Annotated in this window: 18 protein-coding genes and 1 tRNA gene; 5 read left to right on the top strand and 14 right to left on the bottom strand. The window is 73.6% G+C overall.

All coding sequences use genetic code 11. The annotated features are described in order from the left end of the window. The first annotated feature begins 69 nt into the window (after positions 1 to 69). Positions 70 to 1,284: a phosphodiester glycosidase family protein gene (locus tag WME96_RS20315; RefSeq protein WP_437291747.1), complete on the top strand. Its 1,215-nt coding sequence runs from the start codon at positions 70 to 72 to the stop codon at positions 1,282 to 1,284. 59 nt (positions 1,285 to 1,343) lie between these two features. On the opposite strand, the gene WME96_RS20320 is transcribed toward WME96_RS20315, so the two are convergent. Next, on the bottom strand, positions 1,344 to 3,161 hold the full coding sequence (locus WME96_RS20320) for an ATP-binding protein (RefSeq protein ID WP_437291748.1): 1,818 nt from the start codon (positions 3,159 to 3,161) through the stop codon (positions 1,344 to 1,346). A gap of 4 nt (positions 3,162 to 3,165) precedes the next feature. After that, positions 3,166 to 5,640, bottom strand: a complete 2,475-nt coding sequence (locus WME96_RS20325; RefSeq protein WP_437291749.1) for a hypothetical protein — start codon at positions 5,638 to 5,640, stop codon at positions 3,166 to 3,168. 237 nt (positions 5,641 to 5,877) lie between these two features. Here WME96_RS20325 and WME96_RS20330 point away from each other — a divergent pair, with 237 nt between their 5' ends. Next, on the top strand, positions 5,878 to 7,455 hold the full coding sequence (locus WME96_RS20330; RefSeq protein ID WP_437291750.1) for a serine/threonine-protein kinase: 1,578 nt from the start codon (positions 5,878 to 5,880) through the stop codon (positions 7,453 to 7,455). 78 nt (positions 7,456 to 7,533) lie between these two features. Here the strand turns inward: WME96_RS20330 and WME96_RS20335 are convergent, their stop codons facing one another. Beyond that, positions 7,534 to 8,616 carry a tetratricopeptide repeat protein gene (locus tag WME96_RS20335; RefSeq protein WP_437291751.1) on the bottom strand — a complete coding sequence of 361 codons (1,083 nt, stop codon included), beginning with the start codon at positions 8,614 to 8,616 and terminating at the stop codon, positions 7,534 to 7,536. Between the two features lie 276 nt (positions 8,617 to 8,892). On the opposite strand from WME96_RS20335, the gene WME96_RS20340 reads away from it, so the two are divergent. Both WME96_RS20340 and WME96_RS20345 read left to right on the top strand, forming a co-directional pair. Then, positions 8,893 to 10,806, top strand: coding sequence for a protein kinase domain-containing protein (locus WME96_RS20340; protein ID WP_437291752.1), 1,914 nt, complete (start codon positions 8,893 to 8,895; stop codon positions 10,804 to 10,806). A 396-nt stretch (positions 10,807 to 11,202) separates the two neighbouring features. After that, positions 11,203 to 11,463 (top strand): GlsB/YeaQ/YmgE family stress response membrane protein, encoded by a 261-nt coding sequence (locus WME96_RS20345; RefSeq protein WP_433937165.1) that lies wholly within the window; start codon positions 11,203 to 11,205, stop codon positions 11,461 to 11,463. Here the strand turns inward: WME96_RS20345 and WME96_RS20350 are convergent. From WME96_RS20350 to WME96_RS20370, 5 genes are all read right to left on the bottom strand, one after another. Continuing rightward, positions 11,427 to 12,212 carry a hypothetical protein gene (locus WME96_RS20350; protein WP_437291753.1) on the bottom strand — a complete coding sequence of 262 codons (786 nt, stop codon included), beginning with the start codon at positions 12,210 to 12,212 and terminating at the stop codon, positions 11,427 to 11,429. The genes WME96_RS20345 and WME96_RS20350 overlap by 37 nt on opposite strands. A 69-nt stretch (positions 12,213 to 12,281) precedes the next feature. After that, entirely contained in the window at positions 12,282 to 13,934 is a 1,653-nt protein-coding gene (locus tag WME96_RS20355; RefSeq protein ID WP_437291754.1) for a protein kinase domain-containing protein, read from the bottom strand. 272 nt (positions 13,935 to 14,206) lie between these two features. Then, the gene (locus WME96_RS20360) at positions 14,207 to 15,655 is read right to left on the bottom strand and encodes a flippase (protein ID WP_437291755.1); all 1,449 of its coding nucleotides are present in this window, start codon (positions 15,653 to 15,655) and stop codon (positions 14,207 to 14,209) included. A gap of 253 nt (positions 15,656 to 15,908) precedes the next feature. Beyond that, positions 15,909 to 15,981, bottom strand: a tRNA-Gly gene (locus tag WME96_RS20365). A gap of 111 nt (positions 15,982 to 16,092) precedes the next feature. Then, entirely contained in the window at positions 16,093 to 16,629 is a 537-nt protein-coding gene (locus tag WME96_RS20370; protein ID WP_437291756.1) for a hypothetical protein, read from the bottom strand. Between the two features lie 225 nt (positions 16,630 to 16,854). Between WME96_RS20370 and WME96_RS20375 the strand changes: the two genes are divergently transcribed. Then, entirely contained in the window at positions 16,855 to 17,169 is a 315-nt protein-coding gene (locus WME96_RS20375) for a hypothetical protein (RefSeq protein WP_437291757.1), read from the top strand. A gap of 361 nt (positions 17,170 to 17,530) precedes the next feature. Here WME96_RS20375 and WME96_RS20380 read toward each other — a convergent pair whose 3' ends face one another. The 6 genes from WME96_RS20380 to WME96_RS20405 form a co-directional block, all read right to left on the bottom strand. After that, the gene (locus WME96_RS20380) at positions 17,531 to 18,169 is read right to left on the bottom strand and encodes a sterol desaturase family protein (RefSeq protein WP_437291758.1); all 639 of its coding nucleotides are present in this window, start codon (positions 18,167 to 18,169) and stop codon (positions 17,531 to 17,533) included. A gap of 255 nt (positions 18,170 to 18,424) precedes the next feature. Continuing rightward, positions 18,425 to 19,579, bottom strand: coding sequence for an iron-containing alcohol dehydrogenase (locus WME96_RS20385; protein ID WP_437291759.1), 1,155 nt, complete (start codon positions 19,577 to 19,579; stop codon positions 18,425 to 18,427). Further along, complete coding sequence (locus WME96_RS20390; RefSeq protein ID WP_437291760.1) at positions 19,576 to 20,937, bottom strand: glutamine synthetase family protein; 1,362 nt, start codon at positions 20,935 to 20,937, stop codon at positions 19,576 to 19,578. Before WME96_RS20390 ends, WME96_RS20385 begins: the two co-directional genes overlap by 4 nt. Before the next feature lie 100 nt (positions 20,938 to 21,037). Beyond that, entirely contained in the window at positions 21,038 to 21,652 is a 615-nt protein-coding gene (locus WME96_RS20395; protein WP_437291761.1) for a hypothetical protein, read from the bottom strand. Next, complete coding sequence (locus tag WME96_RS20400; protein ID WP_437291762.1) at positions 21,645 to 23,432, bottom strand: serine/threonine protein kinase; 1,788 nt, start codon at positions 23,430 to 23,432, stop codon at positions 21,645 to 21,647. Before WME96_RS20400 ends, WME96_RS20395 begins: the two co-directional genes overlap by 8 nt. A 219-nt stretch (positions 23,433 to 23,651) precedes the next feature. Then, positions 23,652 to 23,879: a hypothetical protein gene (locus tag WME96_RS20405; RefSeq protein WP_433937176.1), complete on the bottom strand. Its 228-nt coding sequence runs from the start codon at positions 23,877 to 23,879 to the stop codon at positions 23,652 to 23,654. Between the last annotated feature and the right edge of the window lie 1,126 nt (positions 23,880 to 25,005).

Below are 25,005 nucleotides of genomic sequence, written 5' to 3' on the forward strand. Positions count from 1 at the left end.
GAACGGCCGCGGCCGCTCGACGCCCGGAACTTGGGGCTGCCCGCACAATGGGGTAGCCTCTGCTTCGCCGTGGACAAGCCTTCGCCCCCCTCTGCCAGCGGGTCCCCGCGCAGGCGGCGACGCCGCCCTCGCCTGCCCGAGCGCGCGCTGCGCGGCGCGGCGATCTGCGCGATCGCCGTCGAGGCGCTCTGGTACGGCATCCACGAGGTCCGCGGCTTCGGCCCGGCGCTCGCCGACGGCGCGCGGGCCGTGGTCGGCCCGGCGCCGGTCGCGTGGGCCGAGGACGTGGCCTACGGCATCGCCGACCGCCTGAACCGGGCCATCTACCGGCACGCGGCCCCGAAGACGTTCTGGGAGCCGGCGCCCGCCGCCGCGGCGGAGGCCGAGCGGCGCGGCGAGCGCCGGGCGGTGGAGCCGGCGTCGCCGCCCTCGTCGTACGAGCCGCCCTTCCCGCAGGTCGCGGCCACGGGCGACGGCGTCTGGACGCCGATCGCCGACCCCGCGCGGCCGGACGACGCTCCGGTGCTCTGGAAGAGCGTCGTGCACCCCGACGTGCGGCGCGTGTTCGCGGCGGTCGCCGTCGTGGCCATCGACCTCGAGCGCGTCGACCTCCAGCTCGTCGCGGGCACGAAGGAGCCGTTCTCGCCGGACATCCCGATCGAACGTCGCCCGGGGCTCGTGCCCGAGGACCACGCCGGCGATCTCATCGCTGCCTTCAACGGCGGCTTCAAGGCGATGCACGGCCACTACGGGATGATGCTCGACGGCGACACGTTCCTGCCGCCGCGCGACAGGGCCTGCACGATCGCGCTCTACCGGAACGGCGCGGTGCGGATCCGCACCTGGCCCGAGCTGCGCGGCGACGAGGCGCGCATGGCCGCTTACCGGCAGACGCCGCCGTGCCTGGTCGAGCAGGGCGAGCCCCACCAGGCGCTCTACGACTCGAACCGCGACTGGGGCGCGACCGTGAGCGGCGAGACGGTGATCCGTCGGTCGGCGATCGGCGTCGACGCGACCGGCAAGCGCCTCTTCTACGGGCTCGGCGAGGCGGTCACGGCGCGCACCCTCGCCCACGGGATGAAGGCAGCGGGCGCGCACGACGTGGCGGAGCTCGACGTCAACCACGCCTACCCGCGCTTCCTCCTGTACGACCGCGGCGCGGACGGCGCGCCGCGCGCGACGTCCGCGATCATCCCGGACGTGGAGTACAAGCCGGAGGAGTACGTGGCCGAGCCGTCCCCGCGCGACTTCTTCTACCTGCGGCGGCGGCGGCCGGACTCCTAGCGCGCGATCGCCGCCGCCGGCGCTGCCAGCGGGCGCGGCGGCCGGGCTCCCTCCGCGCGCTACATGTCGAGCAGGTCGCGCACGCGCTGCGCGAGCGCGTCGGGCGTGAACGGCTTCTGCAGCAGCGTGAGCTCGCCGTCGCGCTCGGCGCCCGCCAGGACATCCTCGGCGTAGCCGGACATGTAGAGCACGCGGGCGCGCGGGTGCATCGCGAGCGCGCGCTCCGCGAGCTCGCGGCCGTTCATCCCTGGCATCACGAGGTCGGTGAGCAGGAGGTCCATCGCGTCGCCCCCCTCGTGCGCGAGCACGTCCAGCGCCTCCTCGGCGTTCGCCGCCGAGATCACGCCGTAGCCGCGCCGCTCGAGCACCTCGACGATGAGCTTGCGGACGGCGTCGTCGTCCTCGACGACGAGCACCGTCTCGTCGCCGCCCGCCGGCGACGGCCGCGCGCGCGGCGGCGCCGCCTCGGCCCTATCCTCGACGCGCGGGAGATAGACGCGGAACGTCGCCCCGCGCCCGACCTCGCTCTCGACCTCGATGAGCCCGCCGCTCTGGCTCACGATCCCGTAGACGGTGGCGAGGCCCAGGCCGGTGCCCTTGCCGCGCGCCTTCGTCGTGAAGAACGGCTCGAACAGGTGCGAGAGCGTGTCCTGGTCCATCCCGTGGCCGCTGTCGCTCACCGAGAGCACGACGTAGGGAGGGCCGCCCGCGACGGGCGCGGCGTCCTCGTCGAGCTCCGCCGGCGCGAACGATTTTGCCGTGGGGCTCGCGCCGGGCTCGCCGAGCGAGGTCTCGACGACGAGCCTGCCGCCCCTCGGCATCGCGTCGCGCGCGTTCACGACCAGGTTGAGGAGCACCTGCTCGAGCTGGCTCTTGTCGACCTTGATCGAGCCGAGATCCTGCCCGACGTTCGTCCGCAGATCGATGTTCTCGCCGATGAGGCGCTGGAGCATCGTCTGCATGTCGAGCACCACCGCGTTGATGTCGAGCACCTCGCGCTGCAGCGCCTTGCGCCGGCTCATCGCGAGGAGCTGCCGCGTGAGCGCCGCGGCGCGCTCGCCGGCCTTCGTGATCTGGAGGGCGTCGCGCCGGAGCGCGCTGTCGGGCCCGAGCCGGCGCAGGAGGAGCTCGCCGTAGCCGAGCATCACCATGAGCATGTTGTTGAAGTCGTGCGCGATGCCGCCGGCGAGCCGGCCGAGCGCCTCCATCTTCTGCGACTCGCGCGAGCGCTCCTCGCGCTGCCGGAGCGCCTCCTCGGTGCGCCGCCGCTCGGTGATGTCGCGGAGCAGGACGAGGGCGTCGGCGTCGAGGAACGGCACCACCCGCGCCTCCACGTGGCGCTCGCCGCCCGCGGCCGCGAGGGCGTGCTCCAGCGCGACGACGCCGCCCGCCTCGCGGGCCTCCTGGATCGCGCGCTCCATCTGCTCCCCGAGCTCGCCGGGGAGCACCTCCGTCATGCGCTTGCCGAGGAGCGCCTCCGGCGCGACGCGGAGCTCCGAGAGGCGCGGCTCGTTGCAGTCGACGATCCGGGCCTCGGCGTCGAGGCGGAGGCAGAGGTCGGGGATGGCGCGGAAGAGCGCGCGGAGCTCGACCGCGGTGCGCTCGCGCTCGCGCTTGGCGCGCGCGAGCTGCGCGGCCAGCCGGGCCTCGGTCTGCCCGGCGTCCGCGACGTCGCGCCCCTCGGCGTCGCCGCGCTCATCGGCGTCGCCGCGCTCATCGCGCGGCGGAGCGTCAGCCCGGAGCGCGGGCTCGGCCGCCGGCGGCGCGTCGTCGCCCTGCGTGGCCTCCAGGGGCCCGCCGCCCGGCGTGACCCCGGCGTGGGCCGCGGCCTCGGGATCGAGGCCGCCGTGTGGCGCGTGAAGCCGCGGAGCCGCCATGCGCTCAGCCGCCGGTCTTGTCTGCGGCGCCGGTCTCGAGGTTGACCGTCCAGCACACGGCGCCGGCCGCCGGATCGCCCCCGGGCGGCCCCACGCTCACCTCGGCGCGCGCCGGCCCGACGGCCCGGATGTAGAGCCGCTGCCCGACGGCGCCGCGCCCGAGCGCGCAGACCGCGCGGCGCACGCGCGGATCGTCGGCGGCGACCTCCCCCTCGTCCTCGGCCGCCATGAACAGGATCTCGACGTCCGGCTTCAGGCAGGCGCCCATCTCGCGCCAGGCGTCGTAGTCGACGGACGGATCGAGCACGTCGGCGAGCTGCCCGTGGCGCGCCCGCCCGACGCGGTAGCGGAACGCGTCGCGCTTCTCGGCGCGCAGCGTGGCCCCGATCCGATCGAACCGCAGCGACAGCGCGCCGAGCGCGGTCGCCATCTTGACGGTCGGCGCGCCGAGGTTCGCCTTGTCCGGCTCCTTGAAGCGGTGCACCTGAACGCCCGCGGGCAGCGCGCCGGCGAGCAGCTCCGCGAAGCGCTGGTTCATCCCGAGGCGCCCGCCGAGCAGGATCCGGAGCCCCTGGTACGGATCCGGCTCGCGCCCGATCTTGGCGATCGCGCCCGCGAGGTGCTGCCGGAACATGTCGATCCCGTCCTGGAACCACGCCTCAATCGCGGCGGCGAGCGCGCCGCGATCGATCGAGAGCGGCACCACGGACGCCGCCCCGTCGAGCCCGACCAGCGCGAGCCGCTCCTCGACGGGCGCGCTCGGCCCCCGCTCGAGGATCGGCCGCAGGAGCTCCTTCAGCGCCCACGTGTTGGCGCGCGCGTCGGGCGACGCCGCGAAGAGCTCCTCGGCGCCGTCGAGCGCGCCCTCCTCGGACGGGCGCTCGAACGGGACGCGGCGCTCGCGCATCGCGGCCTGGCTCGCGACGTATACCCGGTAGGCGATCCGGTGGAGGAGCCGCTCGCCGCCGAGCCAGGGGATCGCCACCGGGTCGAGGTACTCGACCATCCGCTCCAGCCCCTGCGCCTCCTCGTGCGCCTTGGCGCTGCGGAGGATTCCGAAGGCGATCCCCGTCTCGCTGGCGCCGGCGTCGATCGCGCAGAACGGGACGGCGCTGTCCCGCGGCTGGATGCCGAACATGCGGAACGCCTGGACAGCGTAGGCGATCGCCGACGGGCCCGCGTCGACGACCTGGAGGCCGTCGACGTCGTGGTACTCGCAGAGGCCCGCGGGCAGGCTCCGGAAGAGGCCGCGGCGGAAGGCGATGAGCACGCTGGCGCGGCGCTCGGGCGACCAGCCCGTCGGCATCGTGATCGCGTAGCGCGTGTGGAGCCCCCGCGCGCGCTGGTTCACGTGAAGCCCGACGTAGTACGCGTAGAGCTCGATCGGATCGAACGGGTCGTGCGCGCCGATCCCCTCCTCGTCGATGATGGGCGGCGCCGGCTTCTTCAGCGACTCGGCCGTGTCGGGGTCGCTCCTGCCGCGGAGCCGGAACGGCTCGCCGCGCTCGGTCCGCTCGCGCAGCAGCGCGAGGGCCGGGAGGGACGCCGCGGCGCGCTCGTGCGCGTCGGCGCCCTGCCGCAGGCGCATGTCGCGCGCGGCGTGCCCGACGAGCACGTCGCCCCAGCGCGTCAGCGGCAGGATCACCCGGTCGCGCCAGGCCTTCGTCGTCCTGGCGAGCGCCTCGAAGGCGACCTCGCTCGGGTTCTCGTTGTCGGCCGACACCCGCAGCGGCGCGTCGGCCCCGATCCGCAGGAACTCCGCGCCGCCGCGCTCTCCCCGGACGGCGACGGCGGTCGACGCGGCGCCGACGTCGACGGCGACCCAGTCGCCCCGCACGTCGAGCCGGGGGTCGCGCCGCTTCACCTCGGGCGGAACCGGGTCCTTGTCGGTCTTGCCGGCGCGGCGGTGCAGCCCGACCACGCGGCCCTGCCGGACGATGGCGATCGCCGTGGCGCCGAGGAAGCGCGCGCCCGTCCAGAAGCCCTGCGCGGGATCGACCAGCGTCGTCCCCTTCACCGGGTCGAGGTTCGCGACGATCTTGGGGAAGAAGTCAGCGATGAGGTCCGGCGAGGCCACCCCGTCGTAGCGCTCGACCTTGATCGGCGGCGAGTAGTAGTTCTGGAGCCCTTCCCCGTAGATGCGCGGACTGACCTGGATCAGCTTCAGATAGGGGATAGGGCAAGTCTGCTCGTCCAGCCGGAACTCCTGGTAGAGCGCCGCCGGCGCGATCGCGTTCTCCATCTCGGGCGCGATGCGGGGCACGCTCGCGCTCATCTCGGTGCCGAAGTACATGAACTTCGTGCCAGCGCGCCCCGTGAAGGCGGCAATCCTGACCTCGTTGAACGTCGCCTGCCCGACGATGAGCGGCGGCAGCGCGATCACGTAGTCGAGCACCAGCGTGGTGAGCCAGGGCTGGTCGAACAGGCGTGATTCCCAGCGCATGATGAGCGTCGGGTACTCGCGACCCGCGAGAGACACGACCTTCTCCGCTTCGCGAACCAGGGCGCCATCGACCGACAGCTCGTAAACCGCCATACGTGGGCGACGTTATCACGAAGCGCCGCCGCGACAGCCCCGGGGATGCGGGCAGCGAGGACGGGGGCGGGCGGGCGGCGCGGCGCAGCGCGGCGCTCGCGCCGCGAGGGCGTAGGCCGCGCTCGGGCGACCGTGCTAGCCTGGCGGCGTGATCTGCTTCTCCGCACCGGGAATGGTGTCATGAGCCCGATGATCGGCGAGATCATCGACGGCAAGTACCGGATCGTCCGGTTGCTGGGCCAGGGGGGCATGGGCGCGGTCTTCGAGGGCGAGAACGTGCGCATCCGGCGCCGCGTCGCCATCAAGCTGCTGCACGCGAACATCTCGAGCCAGGCCGAGTCGGTCGCGCGCTTCGAGCGCGAGGCCCAGGCCGCCGCGCGGATCGGCTCCGATCACATCTGCGAGGTGCTCGACCTCGGCGTGCTGCCGGACGGCACGCGGTACATGGTCATGGAGTACCTCGAGGGGGAGACCCTCGGGGCCAAGATCCAGCGGATGGGGCGGCTCGGGCCCGAGGCGACCGTGCCGATCATGGCCCAGGTGCTCGAGGCGCTCGGCGCGGCGCACGCGGCGGGGATCATCCACCGCGATCTCAAGCCGGACAACATCTTCATCATCCCGACGAAGGCCGGCCTCAGCAACTTCGTGAAGGTGCTGGATTTCGGCGTCTCGAAGTTCTCGCAGCTCGCCGGCGCGGAGATGAGCATGACGCGCACGGGCGCAGTCGTGGGCACGCCTTACTACATGTCGCCCGAGCAGGCGCGCGGCTCCAACCCCGTCGATCAGCGGACCGACATCTACGCCATGGGCGTGGTGCTCTATCAGGCGACCACCGGCCAGGTGCCGTTCGACGCGGAGACGTTCAACGAGCTGCTCTTCAAGATCGTCCTCGAGAAAGCGCCCCTGCCCCAGCAGCTCGTGCCCGACCTCGACGTCGAGTTCTCCGGGATCATCCAGAAGGCGATGGCGCGCGAGCCGGGGGCTCGCTTCCAGAGCTGCGCGGAGTTCAAGAGCGCCCTCTTCGCCTGGGCTGCGGCGCGGCCGAGCCTGGCCTTGCTGAGCACGGGGAGGACGTCCTTCCCCGGGCTGTCGGTGCCGGCCCCGCCCGAGACGACCACGCCGCCGGTCGTCGTCCGGGCCGACGGCTCGTGGGGGGGCCAGAACGGACCGGCGGCGCCCAACATGGGCCACACGCCACCGGTGCCCAACATGGGCCACACGCCACCGGTGCCCAACATGGGCCACACACCGCAGCTCACCGCCAACTCGTGGGGCGCGTCGTCCGGCGTCACGGGCCGCGCGACCCGCCCCCCGTCCAGGGCGCCGCTCTTCCTCGCGATCGCCGGGGCGGCCACCCTGTTCGGCGCGGGCGTCGCCGCCTGGCTCACCTTCGGCCGCGGCGGGACGACGAGCGCGGCGACCGCCGATCCGAGCGCCGCCGTCAGCGCGACGGTCACCGCGCCGCCGCTGCCGCCGACGACGGAGCCGCCGCCGCGGTCCGAGCCGCTCGTGACGGCGAGCGCCCCGGTCGGGGAGCCTGCTCCGACCGCCTCCGCCGAGCCCAGTGCGACACCGACCGCCTCCGAGGCGCCCGTAAAGCCGCTGCCCCCGCAGACGCCGCCCACCCCGACGAAGCCCCCGCCCGTCGTGAAGCCGCCGTCGACGAAGCCGACAACGCCGTCGACGAAGCCGACAACACCGTCGACGAAGCCGACAACGCCGTCGACGAAGCCGCAGAAGCCCGACTTCGGCTACTGAGCGCGCGGCGCGCGGCAGGAGAAGCGCTCCACCCGGCAAGCGCGTCGGATCGCCTCGTCGCGCGCCGGAGCGCGCCGATCAGAACGCGCCGCGCACCCCGATCCCGGTCGGCGTCACGTAGGGCGCGATCCACGCCGAGCTCGGCGGCTCCGGCCTGGACGTCAGCTCCAGCACGATCATCGTCGCGCCGCCGACGAGGAGCACGCCGCCGGTGACGAGGCCGATGGCGCCGGTCGTCTTCTGCGACGCGGCGTCGGCGTCGAGCGTCTCGATCCTGCGCTGGATCAGCGGCCCGCACTCCAGCCCGCCGGCGCCCCCCTGCACCTCGCAGCCGTGCTTCGCGTTCAGATCGTTCGCCTCCTTCTGCGTCGACCCACCTTTCGCGAGGAACACCGAGCCGACCACGACGCCGCCGACCCCGAGCGCCGCGGCCGCGATGCCCCCGCCCAGCAGCAGCATGTTCGTCTTCCGCTCCGGGGTGCCCGACGGGGCGCCGGGCGGAACCCCGGTGTCGGCGCCGCCCCACGTGCCCTCCCCCGCCCCCGCGCCGTCCGGCGGGGGAGCCGCGACAGGGCTCTCCGGGACCGGGATCTTGATCTCCTTCCGCTCGCCGTCGGCGAGGGTGATCGCCTGCTCTATCGGCGCGAGGCCCGGCGGCGCCACGACGACCACATGGTTGCCGGGGTCGATCGGGCGGTGAACGCCGAGCAGCGCGTCCGCGACCGGCTGGCCGTCCAGCTTCACGCCGATCTTCCGGCCGCCGGCGCCCTCGAGGGCGATGCGCAGCGAGGCGATCCTGGGCTCGACCGCGGCGAGCTCCTCGCGCGCGTCCTGCTGAGCTCTCTTGAAGGGAGACGGCGCCGTGGGCGGAAGCTCCTCGCGCACGATCCTCAGGTACGTCTCCTTGGCGGCGACGAGCCGGCCGAGGCGCGCCTGCGCGCGCGCGATCAGGAGGAGGTGCGTCGGCGCATGCACGAGCGCCTCGGCGCGGCCGAGCAGATCGATCGCCTCATCGAAGCGGCCGGACGTGTACGCCTCGGCGCCCTGCGTGGCCAGCGATCGGGCCGCCGCTCTGTCCTGGTCCGATTGCGCGTGCACCACGCCTGTCGGGAGCAACAGGAACAGCGCCGCAGCGAACGGAATGGATCGTCTCAAGAGCACTCGGGCCTCCTCGCGCGCCACGCTATCACAGGCCGTCGACAACAGAACAATTCAGCCCCCGCGCGCCGCCGTCCCCGCGCGCGCGGGGACGGCGGCGCGCGATTTCCCGCCGAAGGCGCGGTCTCCTCGCGGCCCGCGCGGCCAGCGCCCGGGGAGCTCCGCGCCGGCGCGGCGGCCGTGGGCGCGCGGCGCGGCGGCGCCCGCCGCTCCGTCTGCGGGGCGCTGTGAACCGTCCGCACAGCGCGATGGCACCCATTCTGCTGCGTGGGGAGCGCCATGGACTGCCTCCGCTCCTCCGCGCCCCTCGACGCGGGACTCCCGTCCTCGGAGCGATTCCTCAGGGGACGCTTGCTCGGGGGGCGGTACCTCGTCGAGCAGATGATCGGCGCCGGCGCGATGGGGCGCGTCTACCGCGCGCGGCACGTCGGCCTCGGGCGCGCGTGCGCGGTGAAGATCATCCGCGAGCGCGCCGCGTCGCCGCGCGGCGGCGCCGAGGCGGGCGATCGCGCCTGCGCGACGCGCCCCTCCGCGCCGCCGCGCGGGATGGACCTCGGCCCTCGAGGGTCGAGCGGCGTGAGCGAGCGGCCGCGCAGCGACGCGAGATCGCGCTCCGGCGGGATCCTCGCCGGGGACGCGGTCCGGAGGTTCCATGTCGAGGCCCTGGCGGCGAGCCGGCTCGATCACCCGAACATCGTGCGGGTCCTCGACTTCGGCTGCGAGCCGTCGTGCCTGCACGGCGCGGACGACGTCGGGCGCGACGCGGCGACGCCGAGCCTCTGGTACCTCGTCACGGAGCACCTCGACGGCGAGGACCTCATCGATCTCCTCAACGCCACGCCGATCCTGCCGGCGGAGCGCATCATCGCGATCATGCGCCCGCTGTGCTCCGCGCTGCAGCACGCGCACGACGCGGGCGTCATCCACCGCGACGTCAAGCCCGAGAACATCCGCCTGGTGCCGCGCGTCGACGACGACGGGGAGCCGTTCGAGCAAGTGAAGCTCCTCGACTTCGGCACGGCGAAGCTGCTCCGCGACGACGGGCCCGACGCGCTCCCCGGCGCGCCCCTGCTCGCGGTGCCCGACGAGGACAGCGGGAAGCTCGTCATCGGGACGCCCGCCTACATGAGCCCGGAGCAGGCTGCAGGGCAGCCCGTCGACGCGCGGAGCGACATCTACGCGTGCGGCGTGCTGCTCTTCGAGATGGCGACGGGGCGGCTGCCGTTCGAGCGCCCGACGGCCGTCGCGCTCGCCGCGGCGCACGTCGAGTCCCCGCCGCCCCTGCCGAGCGCGCTGCATCCGGCGATCGATCCGGATCTGGAGGCGCTGATTCTACAGTGCCTGCGCAAGAATCCAGACGATCGCCCGCAGAGCGCGCGCGCGCTGCGCGAGGCGCTCGCGTACATCGCGCTCGCTCGCCGCAGAGCGCGCGCCGCCGCGGAGGAGCTGGCCGCGGCGGGCGGCGCTCGGCCCCCGGCCCACATCGCGCGCGCCGCGGCGGCGCCCTCGTCGCGCTCGGCGCGCGCCGCGGAGGAGGCCGCGACGGCGCGCGCCGTCGGCACCACGACGTGGGTGGGGTACCGCGCCTCGTCGCGCCCGGGGAGCGCGCCGCTGGATCCGCCGTGCTCGTCGCAGAGCGCGCGCCGCGACGCCTCGTCCGCGACGACCTGGGTCGGCCACCGCGCCGCGCCGTGCCTGCCGGCCGCGCTCGTCGAGCTCGCCGCGCCCCCTGTGCCCGTCAGCGCGCCGGCGACGAGCGAGCCGCCTGCGCCGGCCGCGGCCTCGCTTCCCCCTCCCGCGGCGTCGCTTCCCTCGTTCGCCGTGCCGCCCGCCCCTGCCGCGGTCGCCCTTCCCTCCCCCGCTCCAGCCCACGCGCATCGCAGCCCCGGGCTCGACGCCGCGCTCGCCCCGCTCGTCCTGCTCCGGGCGCGCCTGTCCGGCGGGCTGCGGAGCCCGAGCGGGCTGCGCCGGCGGCGACGACGGCGGCTCGCGCCGGTCGTGCTCGGCACCGTCGCGGCCACGGTGCTCGGCGGATCGCTGTGCCTGCTCTTCAGCGCGGCCGGCGCCGCGCTCGCCCCGCTCACCTCGCCCTCACCCTCGCCGCGGCGGGACGACGACGCGACCCCGACCGGCGACGCGCGCGAGAGGGCGCTCGGCGCGCCGGAGCACGCCTGCCCCGTCGAGCCGCCGTGAGCGCCCCCGCCGGGCAGCGACGGGCCCGGGCGACGCGCCAGCGCCCGCTCGCCCGACGCCGGGATCGAGGGCGCGGCGCCGCGGGTGCGGCGAGGAGCCGGGCGACGGCGAGCGCCGAGGCGCAGGTGCGGTGCGAACGAAGCGCTCACTCCGCGACGTGAAGCGCGCGCCTGCAGCACGGCGATCCTCGACCTCGCCGCGCCCGCCGCGCGCCGCGTACAGCCGATGCCCAGCGCGCTCGAAGGCATCACCGCCGCGCGCGCTGGCCGCGGGGCGCCGCCTCACCGCGGTGCGAACGGAGCGCACCGCGCCCGGCACGTCGTCTGCAAACGCTGGCCTCCGCGTTGACCCGGGAAGACGCCCCTCGGCGTGACCCGGTGTCGAGAGGAGCGAACCATGTCTGTGCTGTTGTGGATCCTGTTCGGGCTCATCGTCGGCGTCATCGCCAAGCTGCTGACCCCGGGGCGCGACCCGGGTGGCTTCGTGGTGACAGCGCTGCTCGGCATGGCCGGAGCCCTGCTCGGCGGCTTCATCGGACGGGCCCTGGGGATCTACCCCTCGTACCAGTCGAGCGGGGGCTTCTTCACGTCGATCCTGGGCGCCGTCATCCTCCTCGCGATCTACAACGCGACGCTCGGCCGGAAAGCGAGGTCCTGATCGCGCTGCCGAGGCGCCGCGGGCTGCGCGAGCAGCGCCGCGGCGGGCACGACGCGGGCCGGCCCGGCGCGTCGGTCCAGGCGGAAGTCGAGCGCGACGTCCGGGGGCAGCGGCCGGATGGCGCCCGCGCCGTAACAGCGGCGGGTCACGAGATCGCCCGGCGCCGCGCCCTGCCCGCCGAGCTGGTGGCTCCACCACCGAGAGTAGACGGTCGGCCGCGCGGGATCGACCGAGAGCAGATCGGCGCGATCGAGCTGCACCTCGCTGTGATCGCCGCGGTCGGCGACCCCGCGCTCGACGGCGAGCCGCCCGTCCTCGCCCACGCTGTAGATGATCCTGAACCCCTCGACGTCGCCCTTGCCGTAAGCGACGCGCTGGATCCCCGGACCGAAGAACAGCCCGTGCGTGTAGACGAGGTCGACGGCGAGCGCGGGCAGCACGGTCCAGGTGAGCCAGTTGTTGCCCCAGGGCCGCTCCTCCGAGAAGAAGGCGTAGTAACCGACGGAGATCTCGCCGCGCTCGCCCGGCGCGCTGCGGTAGTACAGGACGTCGCCGAGCTCACCCGCGCTCGCCACGGTCGATCCGACGCAGATCGACTGCCCCTCGATGGCCGCGCCGAGCCAGCTCGGCTCCTCCGGCGCGCCGGGGGCGGGGCGCGGCAGCGCGCTCCCGCTCGTGGAGCTCGCGAGGAGGGGTACGGCCAGCGCCGCGATGGCGAAGGAACGGCTCAGGAGATTCCGGACGAACATCAGGGCCGGCTAGGCTAGCGAGCCCGGCGCTGCCCGTGCCACCGCAAAGGGCCGTTCGCGTTCGACGCATCACCGGCGCGGTGCCGAATGGACCTCTGCCCTGGACCGCGCGGTTTCCGCGCTGTCGCCGCGCGGGCGATGAGCGCTGGAGGAGCCGGCGCTCGTCGCGCCGATCGCCCTGCCCGCGATCGCCCCGGCGGCGAACGTGACGGCCGCGATCACGAGCCAGGACAGAAGCCGAAGGCGCCGCGGCGGGCGCGCGTCCCTCCAGTGCGGCGTGGCGGCGTCCCTGGCGTCGCTGAGATCGCCTTGCGCGCTCCTCTCCTCGGGCGGGCTCGCGCCGCCCTCCAGCCCGCGCAGCCGCGGCGTCGCCTCGTCGCGCTCGTCCCCGGGGCGCCGCTCGGCCGTCCGCCGCGACGCCTCTCCAGGGCGGCTCGCGGGCGCTGCGCTCCAGCCCTCTCCAGGGCGGCTCGCGGCCCCTGGCCGCGCGCCGGGTCGACCGCGGAGCCCGGCAGATCGCCGGCAGCCCCGCACGAGCATCGATCGGTGCCGATCGCGCCCGCTCGTGACCTCGCGCACGAGCGCCGCGAGCTCCTGGCCCGCGAGGAGGCCGCGCTCGCTCGAGCTCGGCTCGTCGCGCCCGCTCGGCGCGCTGCGCAGCGACGCGAGCACCTCGGCGAGCGCCTCTTCCATGTCCGCGGCGGTCTCGAAGCGCCCCTCGGGATCGCGCGCGAGCGCGCGCCGCACGGCCTCCTCGAGCAGCGCAGGGCACGCCGGGCGGAGCGGCGCGATCGCCGGCACCTCGCCGGAGAGCACCGCGCGCATCGTCGCGCCGTCGTCCTTCCGGTGGAACAGGCGCCGACCCGTCAGCAGCTCGAACAGGATCACCCCGACCGCGAAGAGATCCGCTCGCGCGTCGATCCGCTGCCCGCGGAGCTGCTCGGGCGCCACGTAGCCGAGCTTGCCCTTCACCGTGCCGGCGCCGCTCGACGGCGCCGCCCCCCCTGCCGACCACGCCGGGCCGAGGGGGCCGGCGTCCTCCATCCCGCTCGTCGCCGTCATCTTCGCGACGCCGAAGTCGATGAGCTTGATCTCGCCTTCCAGCGAGAGGAGCACGTTCTGCGGGCTGACGTCGCGGTGCACGAGGCCGACGAGGCTCCCCACGTCGTCGCGGAGCCCGTGCGCGTGCTCGAGCGCCCGCAGCACGCCCAGGCCGATCTCGATCGCCGCCTCGATCGGAAACGGCCGCCCCTCGGCGAAGTGCGCGCGCGCGGCCGCGGCGAGATCGCAGCCCGGGACGTACTCGACCACGAGGTGATGGCGCCCTTCGTGAAACACGAAGTCGTGGAACCGGATCACGTTCGGGTGCTGGAGCCGTGCGCTGATCCAGGCTTCCCGGAGGAACATCCGCACGATCGATGGATCGCGCCGCGCCTCGGGGCGAAGGCGCTTCACGACGACCGGGTGGGCGATACCTGCCGTCCCGCGCCGGCACGCGAGGAACAGCTCCGCCATGCCGCCTGCCGACAGGCGCGCGAGGAGCGCGTAGCCGCCGTCGCCCATGGGCAGGTCCGTCTCCCTGGACCTCCACGGTTGCTCCGCCGCGCTCACCTCGTCTCGCCCCGGCGCGCCGAGGGCGCGGAGCGAGGACGGCCGCCGCGCCATCCATTGCCGGAGTCGCCCCACCCCGGCCAGCCCCCGGACCTGCCCGCGCCGCCACATCGGCCCTCCGCTATTCACGCTGCATGCCACGAGGAAGACCGCTGCACCGTCACCTCCGGGCCACAGGTGTCGTGCTCCTCCTGCGTGAATCCCGCCGGATGAGAGCGCATGTCGGCAACCACAGAGACCCGTGGCGAGCGGCATCTCCGGCGAAAAATGCGGAATCTGGATCGCCCCTCGTTCCGCGCGCGCGGGAGGGCGCGCTCGCCGGGCCCGCCCGCGGCGGACATCGGTCGCGCCGCGGGGCCGGCGAGGCGGGCGCCGCGCGCGGGTCACGCCACCGCGGCCGGCGAGGCGCGCACGCGGCGCGCGAGCAGCGCGCGCAGCTCGCCGAAGGAGACGGCGCGCAGGGCGACGAGGAGGACGACGTACACGGCGACGCCCACCGCCATCGACGCCCACATGCCGGCGAGGACGCGCGCGGCGTAGGCCGCGCTGGCCATCACCGCCGTCGCGGCGAGGATCGCGGCGATCCGGCCGAGCTCGACGAACTGGGCCCAGCGCGCGGTCATGCCCCACGACGCGATCAGCGACCCGGCGCTGACGGCCAGCGTCGCGCACGCGGCGCCCAGGGCGCTGTAGCGCGGCAGGAGGAGCAGGTTCAGCGCGAGCTTGGCGACGAGCGTCACCGCGAGCATCCGCACCATCGCGACCTCGCGCTTCGCGGCGAGCAGCGGCAGCGTCACGACCTGGAACGCGAAGGTCACGGGGACGCCGCAGGCGAGGATCCGGAGGACGTCCGCCGACGGGGCGTAGTCGCCCGTCGCTCCGTAGACGAGCCGGATGATGTCCGGCGCGAGCAGCGCGACGCCCGCGGCGACCGGCAGCCCGAAGAGCGCGGCGACGAGCATGCAGCCGCTGTAGAGGCGCCCGAACGCGTCGCCATCCTGGGCGTAGAGGCGCATGCCCGCGGCGAAGGCGGCGCCGAGCAGGACGTCGGGGAGCATGCGGAAGTTCTCGCTGAGCACCCAGGCGGCGCTGTAGACGCCCACGGCTTGCTCGTCGCAGAGCGCGCGGAGCATGACGCGGTCGGCCTGGAGGAGCGCGCTCGCGAGCGCGCCGAGCGCGCCGATCGGCAGGCTGCGCTTCGCGATCAGCCAGAGCTCGGCGGGGGGCGTCGCGAACTCCGGCCGGTAGAGCCGGGAGCGGAGGTAGTGCGCGGTGATCCCGAGCTCGAGCACGTTGCCGAGCAGGAACGCCGCGGCCGCCGAGACCACGCCGAAGCCGAGCGCGAGCAGGGCCGCCGAGAGCGCGATGACGAACAGCCTGGCGCCGAGCTCCGCGTAGAGGATGTACTGGAAGCGCTCGTGGGCCTCGAACGAGAGCCACATGGTCGAGTAGAGCAGCGTCGCGAGCTGGGACGCCGCGGCGAGCACGACGAGCTGCGCGCCGACGCCGGAGCGGGTCGCGAGCACGACGGCCACCGTCGCGCCGAGCACCAGCGTGCCGGTGACGCCGCGGATGGCGAGCGCCGCGCCGAGGTGACGCGGTCCGAGCTCCGGCCGCACGGCGACCTCGCGGGCCAGGTATCCCCTCACGCCCACGCCGGCGGCGATCGTGACGATGCTCGCGATCGCGAGCGAGGCCTGGAACTCGCCCCAGGCGGCGACCCCCACCCTCCGCGCGAGGTAGCCGACGAACACGACGCCGAGGACGGCCATGATCGCCTGCTTGAGGAGCATCAGCGCCGCGTTCAGCGCGATGCGCCGGCCATCCTCCATGAGCACCTCCGAGTGTCCCAATGTTGTGGGGCACCGCTGTCCACGCAGCGGGAGGTACCCGGATTCAGGCGTCGTGCGCCCCCAGAGGATGTCCGTCTCGCGCAGCGCGCGACGCGCGCGAGCGCCGGTCGTCCGCTCCCGAGCTCAGCTCAGGGAGACGCCCCGGAGGCGTCGGAGCACGAGATGCTCCTCGGCCTCGCGGCATCCAACGGCAGGAGGACCGCCAGCGCAAGAGGGGGCCGGTGATCCTCGGAGCGGGACACGGGATTCGAACCCGCGACCCTCAGCTTGGGAAGCTGATGCTCTACCAACTGAGCTAGTCCCGCGTGAGGTGGAGGAAGCTTCTATCGAATCTCGAGCCGCAGAGCAAGCCCCTTCCTCTGCTTTTTCGATCCGGCGCCCAGTGCGCGGCGCGGGGCGCGCGGCGCGCGCCGCCCTTACCGGCGCGCGCGCAAGGCGGGCGCGTCGAGCAGCTCGCCGGGCAGCGGCGCGCGCCGGCGGATCATGCTGTCGCACTCGCTGGTCGCCTCCGTGATCGCCCTGGTGATCTCGGCCGTCCCCGCGTCGGGCGGGATCCAGGGCAGGTTCTGCAGCGTGGGCCTGTCGGGCGGCAGCCAGCGCAGGCTCCTCGTCACGAGCACGACCGGGTGGTTCGTGCCCACGAGCTCGGCCGCGAGGCGCGCGCCGCCGAGCGGGGCCGGCGGCAGATCCAGGCAGACCAGGCACGCGTCGAACCGCTCGGTCGCCGACGCGAGCAGGGCGTCGTCGATCGACGACGCGTCCACGATCTCGACGTTCTCCAGCGCGGCCTCGATCGCGCGGGCCAGCGGATCGCAGGTCGTCGCGCGCGCGTCGTGCGCGAGCAGGATCTTGAAGCTGCGCACCGAGCGCGGTCCAGGCCGCCGCGTCTCGACGACCTGCAACCTCCCGGACGCCAGCGTCGCGCGCTCACGAGCGGCACGTCGAGCGGTCATGGACTCCCCTTCCTCGGTCACAGCAAGGCGACCGTACTCCAGGCTAACACCCCTTGAGCTCAAACTGACCAACCTTTATATGGGGACGCGTCTCTTTCGGGACATGGCTCCGGGACAGGGTTGCCGAGAAAGCTCTCGGGCGCTGCCCGAGCACGCTTCCCGGGCACGCCGCGTCGCGGCATGCCGACATGGTTTTACGGAAACATCTACGAAGGACGGTTACGCATGAGTCGGTTCCTCATCTCCACTCCTTGCGAGTGCCAGGCAAGCCTCTCAGCCACCCTGGACGAGCACCGGCACGTCATCGCCGGGTGGGCCGCCCGGGCCCCCCGCGGTCGGTCGGCCTCCGGTGAGGCCGATCGGGAGCTCGCGCCGGCGCACAGCATCAACGCCCACCTCGACCGGTTCGACGTGGCGTGGCTGTGCCCCTACTGCGGACGCAACACGCTGCGGACCTTCTATGCCGGCGCGATGAGGCGGCTGCCCGACGCGCCGGCCGGTCAGCCCGCCCCTGCCCCCGGCACGACCCCCTCGCTGTGAGGCGCCCGCTGAACCTCGAGCCCGTCGCGACGCACGTCAAGCACTCCCGTCCGCCGCGCGCGTGAGCCCCGGCGGGCGCCGCGCGATCGTCACGCGATCGCCGCGCGCCCGGCCCCAGGCCGCGCGCGGCGATCGCGTGACGATCGCGCGGCGCGGCGAGCCGACCTGCCGCCCCCTCCCCCTCCTCTCGTCGACGCGCGATCGGCTCAGCGCGACGCTGTCGCGCCGCATCGTCCACGCACGCACAGGCGTCCAGGCGCGACCGATTCACGGCCTCTCAACCCACGGCGCCGCTGACCGATTCCCACGCTCCCGACGATCACCACACCCGCGCTCCGGAGCCCGCGCCGCGCTCTCCCGGTCAGCTCCCTTTTCCCGGCTGCGAGGTGCCCATCGTCCCGAAGACCCAGTCCCAGAGCGGCGACGACACGCCCCACCGCGCGTGCTCCCCGGTGTGGTGATGGACCATGTGATGGCGCTTGATCCACTTCCCCCAGCGAGAGCTCATGCGGAAGTGGTGAATGGCATAGTGCGTGCCGTCGTACACGAGGTAGCCGAGGCCGAAGCCCGCGAACAGCGGATCCGCTGGAACAGGGCCAAAAACGACGCGGAACAGCGTGTAGAACACGACGCCGAGCGGGATGCTGGCGCCGAGCGGCATGACCAGCCGGTCGGCGTCCTGCGGGAAATCATGGTGCACCCCGTGGAGGACGAAGTGCATCCGGCGCTGCCACAGGCGCGGCCCGACGTAGTGAAACACGTATCGATGCAGGACGTACTCGGCGAACGTCCACAGGAACAGGCCGACCAGCACGAGCCCGATCCCCTCCAGCAGGCCGACGCCGTGGCGCGCGGCGCGGACGATCAGATACCCGTAGACCGGGAGCCAGAAGGCGAACGGCGTGATCGGATGAATCCGCGAAAACCGCTCGATGAGCGGCGTCTCGAACATCTGGCATGTCGCTGGACGCGCGGTGCGCTCGGTGGTCGTCACGGTCATCGTGCCCCCCTGCTACCTCATTTATCCATTGTCGGCCAGAGGTAGGCCGGCCTCCAGCGACCCGCTGGATGCCGGCAAATGGCCGAGATCCCGTCGCGGTCAGCGCTCGTCAGCGCCTCGTCAGCGCTCCGGGCGTCGACGGCGCGGGCGCGTCACCGGAGCGTCGCGGGCACCGCACGCGTCCGACGCGCGCTCGCCGCGCGGCGCGCGTCGGACGCGGCGAGGGTGCCCGTGCGGCGCGGCGCGGCGCGCGCGTCAGCCCGCGAAGGAGGCCTCGTAGAGCTGGCGGAGATCCTCGCGCGAGCACGGGCGCGGGTTGCACGAGTGGCATGCGTCCTGAGCGGCGAGGTCGGCCAGCGCGTCGAGCTTGTCGCGCGGGACGCCGGCCTTCTCGAGGCCGGCCGCCAGCCCGATGCGGGTGCGCAGGGCGCGGATGGCGTCCGCGCAGGCGGCCGCGTCCTCGGGGCCGCCGAGGAGGGCGGAGACGCGGGCGAGGCGCGGCCCCGCGGCGGCGACGTTGAACTCGACGACCGGCGGCAGGCAGAGGGCGTTGGCGAGGCCGTGGTGCAGCCCGCACTCGCTCGAGAGCGGGTGGGCGAGCGAGTGGCAGGCGCCGAGCCCCTTCTGGAACGCGACGGCGCCCATCATCGCCGCCTTCATCATGCCGCCGCGCGCGTCGAGATCGTTGCCGTGCGTGACCGCGCGCTCCAGGTGCGCGGCGGCGAGGCGGATCCCCTCGAGCGCGATGCCGTCGGCCATCGGGTGATCGCCCTTCGAGACGTACGCCTCGACGCAGTGGGTGAGCGCGTCGAAGCCCGTCGCCGCCGTGAGGAAGGCCGGCATCGACCGCGTCATCTCCGGGTCGAGCAGCGCGGCGTTCGCGAGCAGGTACGGCGAGAAGATCACCGTCTTGCGGTGGTTCACGTCGAGCGTCACGACGCCCGAGCGGCCGACCTCGCTGCCGGTCCCCGCGGTGGTCGGGATGGCGAGCATCGGCGGGACGTCGGGCGTGATGAAGCGATCGCCGCCCGTGGCGTCGTCGTAGTCGACGAGCGGCCGGCCGTGGTTCACGCCGAGGCGGACGAGCTTGCCGACGTCGAGCGGCGAGCCGCCGCCGAGCGCGACGACGAGATCGGCGCGCGCCTCGCGGAACGCGGCGACGCCGTCGTGCACGTTCTTCTCGATGGGGTTGCCGAGCACGTCGTCGAAGACGGCGACCTCGACGCCCTCCTTCCGCAGCGACGCGGCGACGGGCTCGAGCAGCCCCGAGCGGACGACGCCCTTGTCCGTGACGATCAGCGCCCGCGACGCCCCGAGCCGGCGCGCCTCGGCGCCCGTCTGCCCGACGACGCCGACGCCGAAGAGGATGCGTGTAGGAAAGCTCCAAACCGTGAACTGGCTCATGGTCACACCGCCTCGAAGTAGCGCTTCAACTCCCAATCCGTGACCGCGCGATCGTACTGCCGCACTTCCCAGTCGCGCGTCCTGACATAGTGCTCGACGAACGTCTCGCCGAGGATCTCCCGGGCCTTCTGGCTGCCCGCGAGCATCCGCGTCGCCTCGGCGAGCGTGCGCGGCAGCGACAGGCGCGACGACTCGGCGGACGACGCGTCCCCGGACGCCTGCGGCGGCGGCTCGACGCCGTGCTCGATGCCGTGGAGCCCCGCGCCGAGGCACGCGGCCATGGCGACGTACGGGTTGATGTCCGCGGCCGTCTGGCGGTACTCGACGCGCGCGCCGGGCGTGCCGAGGCCGATGAGGCGGATCGCCGCCGTCCGGTTCTCGACGCCCCAGCTCGCCGTGAGCGGCGCCCAGACGCCGGGCACGTACCGCTTGTAGGCGTTGATCGTGGGCGAGTAGAGCGCCGTCAGCTCGGGCATGAGCGCGATCTGCCCGCCGACGTAGTGGCGCAGCGCGGCCGGGAGCCTGTCGGGCGCCGACGCGTCCTCGAAGACGTTGCGGCCGTCCTTCCACAGGCTCTGGTGCAGGTGGCCGCTCGATCCGGGGAGCTCGGCGTTCCACTTCGCCATGAACGTCACCGAGAGGCCGTGCTCGTGGGCGATCTGCTTCATCGCGACCTTGAAGAGCGCGGCCTTGTCCGCGGCGCGGAGCACGTCGTCGTAGCGGATCGCCGCCTCGTACACGCCCGGGCCCGTCTCGGTGTGCAGGCCCTCGATCTCGATGTCGAAGGCGCGCATCTGGTCGAGGATGGCCGCCATGAGCTTCTGGTTCTGGCCCTCGCGGACCCACGAGTAGCCGAACATGCCGGGGCTGAGCGGCGTCAGGCCGGCGAAGCGCTTCTCGTGCAGCGAGCGGGGCGTCTCCTCGAAGAGGAAGAACTCGAACTCGCATGAGAATTTCGCCGAGTAGCCCATGCGCTCGCCCTTCGCGATGACGCTCCGGAGCAGCGAGCGCGGGCACGCCGGGTGCGGGCCGCCGCGCTCGTCGCGGAAGTCGGCGAGCATGGCCACCGTGTTCGGCTCCCACGGCAGGTCGCGCAGCGTGCTCGGATCGAGGACCGCGTGCGCGTCCGGGTAGCCCGTGTGCCAGCCGGTGACCTTGGCGTTGTCGTAGAGGACGTCCGCGATGTCCCAGCCGAAGATGACGTCGCAGAAGCCGAAGCCGCTCCCGAGCGCGCTCTTCAGCTTCTCGAGGGAGACGTACTTGCCGCGGAGGATCCCGTCGATGTCAAAGCCGCCGATCTTGGCGCGGGTGATGCCCCGCGCTTCCAGATCGGAGAGGAGCTTCTCGGAGGTCGAGGCGGTCATGGGCCGCGACGATAGCAGGGGTACCGGGCGGGATGGCAAGCCGCGCGCGGCGCCTGGCGTCGGCTTGTGTCGGGCTGCGTCGGCTTGCGTCGGCTTGCGTCTACTTCACCCGGACGCTCTGGATCGGGTAGCGCTCCGCGAGCGGCACGAGCACGCGCTCGACGATCTCGCGGACGCGGACGTAGCGCCGGTGGTTGGTGACGGCCGGGTTTCGCTTCGAGTCGACGACGCCGATGCGGATGTCCAGCGAGCGCGCGTCCTCGACGCCGCCCGTCACGAACGCATCCGGGTGCACCTTGTCGAGCTCGGCGTTGAGCTCCGCCGTCTCGGGGACGGCGTCGGCGAAGGTGACCTCGAGCGCCTCGCCCAGTCCGTTCAGCACGGCGTTCAGGTTCTCCACCGGGAACGGCTGGCGCGCGAGCCACGCGACGACCGCGCGCCGCGCGCCGCGCAGCGCCACGCTGACGACGAGCGCGATCGCCAGCGGCGCGAGCACGAGGCCGCCGAGCGCGCGCGCGACCGAGGGGCCGGCGTCGCGGCCGAGCGCGCCGAGGAACGCGAGCAGGAAGACGCCCGAGGCGAGCGACACGAGCGGGGGATCGGTCAGCACGCCCCACCGCGAGGTCGACGCGTTCATCAGCCGCGTGAAGCGGGCCGATACGCTCTGGTCGGCGCGCTGCTCCGCGAGCGCGCCGCCGGGGGTCACGTCAGGCATCTCCGGGATCTCCGAGCATGCGCCAGAAGAACAGGCCGACGCCGACGAGGAGCAGCACGCCGGCGACCCAGAACGCGCGCACCGGGCCGAAGCTCAGCGCCTCGCCCGATCGCTTGATGATGAGGTCGGCCACCGTGAGCACGCACGCGAACACGATGCAGGCCACGGGCAGGGCGAGCTGCTGGAGGAGCGTCGGCCCGGCGAGCGGCTTCGGATCCGCGGGGCGCGGCCGCAGGTCCGCCGGCGGGCGCGCCGACGGCCGGTAGCGGGTCGACGGCATGTCCGACAGCGGGCGCACCGCGGGCGCCATCGAGGTCGCGCGCGGCGCCACGCTGAGCGCCACCTCCAGCGGCGGCGCGCTCTCCATCATGCCCATGCCGCCGGCGCGCGCGCGCGTGCTCGGCGGGGCGCTCTCCATCCCGACGGCGCGGGGGAGCACGCCGACGGGCGTCGACTCCGCGAAGCCCGCGCGATCGTCGCGCGCCGCGCGGCCTCGCCCGCTGCCGGGCACGCCCTCGGAGGCGAGCGCGCCCACGCCGCGACCCATCGCGCCCATCGCGCTCGCCGGCGGCCCCTCGGGCAGATCCATCTCGAGGCCGGCCGAGTCCGGGGGCGGCGCCGGGCGCATGCTGCTCGCCGGGCCGTCGCGGCGGCCGCCCTTCGGCGGGCGCATCGAGGCGGGGGCCATGTCGAGGTCGATCTCCAGCGATCCGCCGTCCGCGGGCGTGTCGAGCCAGACGTGGGCGGCGCGCTTGACCTGCGGGGCCGCGCGCATCGACGACGACGGCGGCGGCACGGAGTACCCGTCGTCCGCGGAGGCCCGCCCGAACGTCGGCGCGACCCCCATCGCCGCCTCCAGCTCCGACCAGAACGTCTCGATGTCCCGCGTGCGGTCGCGCGGGCTCACGGCGAGCGCGCGCTCGAACACCGCGTCGACCTCCGGCGGGATGTTGGCGCCCTCGGTCCGGGGCGTGGGGCGGCGCTTCACGTCGAGCGCCGTGCCCATCATCGCCTGCGCCTCGCCCTCGATCACCTGCCGCCCGACCAGCGCCTCGACCATGGTGAGCGCAAGACCCCAGACGTCGGTCCAGGTTCCCGCCTGCCCGAACCGCTTCGGCGCCCACTGCTCCGGGGCGCCGTACGCCGGGGAGAACGCGTTCAGCGGGTCGCCGTTCGTCACCCGGCCGACGGCCTGCTCGGCGAGCGTCTTCGCCTGGGCGATGCCGTAGTCGAGGATCTTGAGGCGCTCGGTCCCCTCCTGCGTCGTGATGAAGATGTTCTCGGGCTTGAGGTCGCGGTGGATGATCGACACCGTGCCGTTCGGGCTCGGGAAGCGGTGCGCGCGCGCGATCGCCTGGGCGATGGGGCGCATCATCTTCATCAGCCGGTGGAGCGGGATCGGCGGCTCCCGGTTGTGCCTGCGCCGATCGATGACCTTGTCGAGCGACTCGCCCTCCAGCCACTCGAGGGCGAGGAAGGGGACGAACTCCCCACGCTTCAGGTGCAGCACGTCCACGTGGAGGGGGCGGACGACCTCCGGGATGGAGGCGGAGAGCCGGAAGAGGAGCTGGGCCTCCTCGCGGAATTTCTCCAGGAAGAGCTGGCGCTCGCGCGGGGTCTTCGCCTCGGAGACCTTGAGGCACTTCAAGGCGACCGGCGCGCGGAAACCGGCATGGATGGCGCGGTACACCACGCCGAATCCCCCCTCTGCGACCACCTGCTCGACGTGGAAATTACCCGCCTGCGTGGTCCCGACGATGCCGAAGACGTCGTCCGCCATGCTCCCTGAGCCATAGCGCACGGCGCCGCTGGACCGAAGGGCGAAACCGAAATTCCCTGTTCGATTGTGCCACCGTCGCATCGCGCGGGATGCGCCGAGGTGGCCAGATGAGCGTGGAGGACGGAGGGAGGAGAGGCGAGCGGCTGGACGTGACGCCGGCGGGTTCGCCGGCGTGACCGCGCGGACCGGCGGTGCGGCCCGGCGGCAGAGCGCGCCGGCTCAGCTCCCGAGGTGCGAGGAGGCGTCGCGGCGCGACTTGTCTTCCTCCTGGAGGATCGAGAACACCAGCCCGGCACCGATGATCGGGAGGAGCCAGACGAGCTGCGCCTGGTAGACCTTCTGCTTGGGCTCGTAGACGCGGCTTCGAAAGACGCGCACGGTCACGTAGATCTGGAAAGCAAGGAGCGCCGCGAGCGCGGTGCCGATGAGGATATCGAAGGGCGTCATGGCTGGGTGCGCACCAGCCTAGCCACGGCGGGCTCCCCCGCAAGCGGCCGGGGGTCGTCGTGGTACGTTCGTCCGGGTCGCGCCGGACGGGCGCGGGCGCCGTCGTCGGTCTCTACCATCCGCGCAGGCGGCTGACCGAGCTCTCACAGTCTGCCCGAGCTCTCGCAGTCTGGTCTGGCTCTCGCAGTCTGGTCTGAAGGAGTGCTCGGTCGCCTCCCGGCGGCATCTGGTCGCGTTCCCGCCGTCGCCGAGCGCCTGCTCGTGGCACCACGAAGTAAGACAACTTACATCAATCGCCACCCGGCAGCCCCTCGCGGCATTCCAACTTGCGCCGAGCGCCGCTCGGCGGCGCCCTGAAGTAAGACAGCTCACGTCAACACGCCGCCCAGTGGGCTCTCGCCGCGTCCCGACGCGCGCCAACCCCCTCCCAGCAGCACACGGGAGTAAGACATCTTACGCGAACCACCCCCCGGCCACCTTTTGCGGCATTCCAACTCGCGCTGACCGCCTCTCGGCGGCACCATCGAGTAAGTTAGCTTACATCGATGCGCCAACCGGTGGCCTCTCGCCGCGCTCCAGCTCGCGCCGGGCGCAGCTGCGGCTCGTTCTCCTTACATCGCCCTGCGCCGAGGCGGGTCATCGACGCGCTGGCCGTGCGGACGCGCCATCGCTGAGGGTTGGTTGAGGGGTCTCTGAAGATGAGGAACCTCGGCGCTCTCGTGGAGGACGGGATCCCGATCGATCTCGTCTGCTTCACCGGTGATGTCGCCGACCATGGGATCCCGGAGGAGTACGGGCCAGCGACGGAGTTCGTGGAGGCGACGCTCGGGCGGCTCCGCGTGCCGAAGGAGCGGTTCTTCGTGGTACCCGCGGAACCACGATATCCATCGCAAGACGAACCATGGTGCGTGGAAGAAGCGGCGCGCCCTTCTGTTCGGAGATCGATCCGTCGAGCCACGCTGGGCCAGCTCAGCACGTCAGCTTGCATTGCGCCCTACCTCGTCAATCGTGCCGGATAATTGGGCAGACGACCCTTGATACCTGCATTCGTCCGTCCGCCCCTGGCGCCGCCCGGTGCCACGGCCCGTCGGCTCCACCGTCCGCTCCGTCACAGCGGCCTCCGGAG

The sequence above is a fragment of the Sorangium sp. So ce406 genome, assembly GCF_051474675.1.
Taxonomy (GTDB): domain Bacteria; phylum Myxococcota_A; class Polyangia; order Polyangiales; family Polyangiaceae; genus Sorangium; species Sorangium cellulosum_G.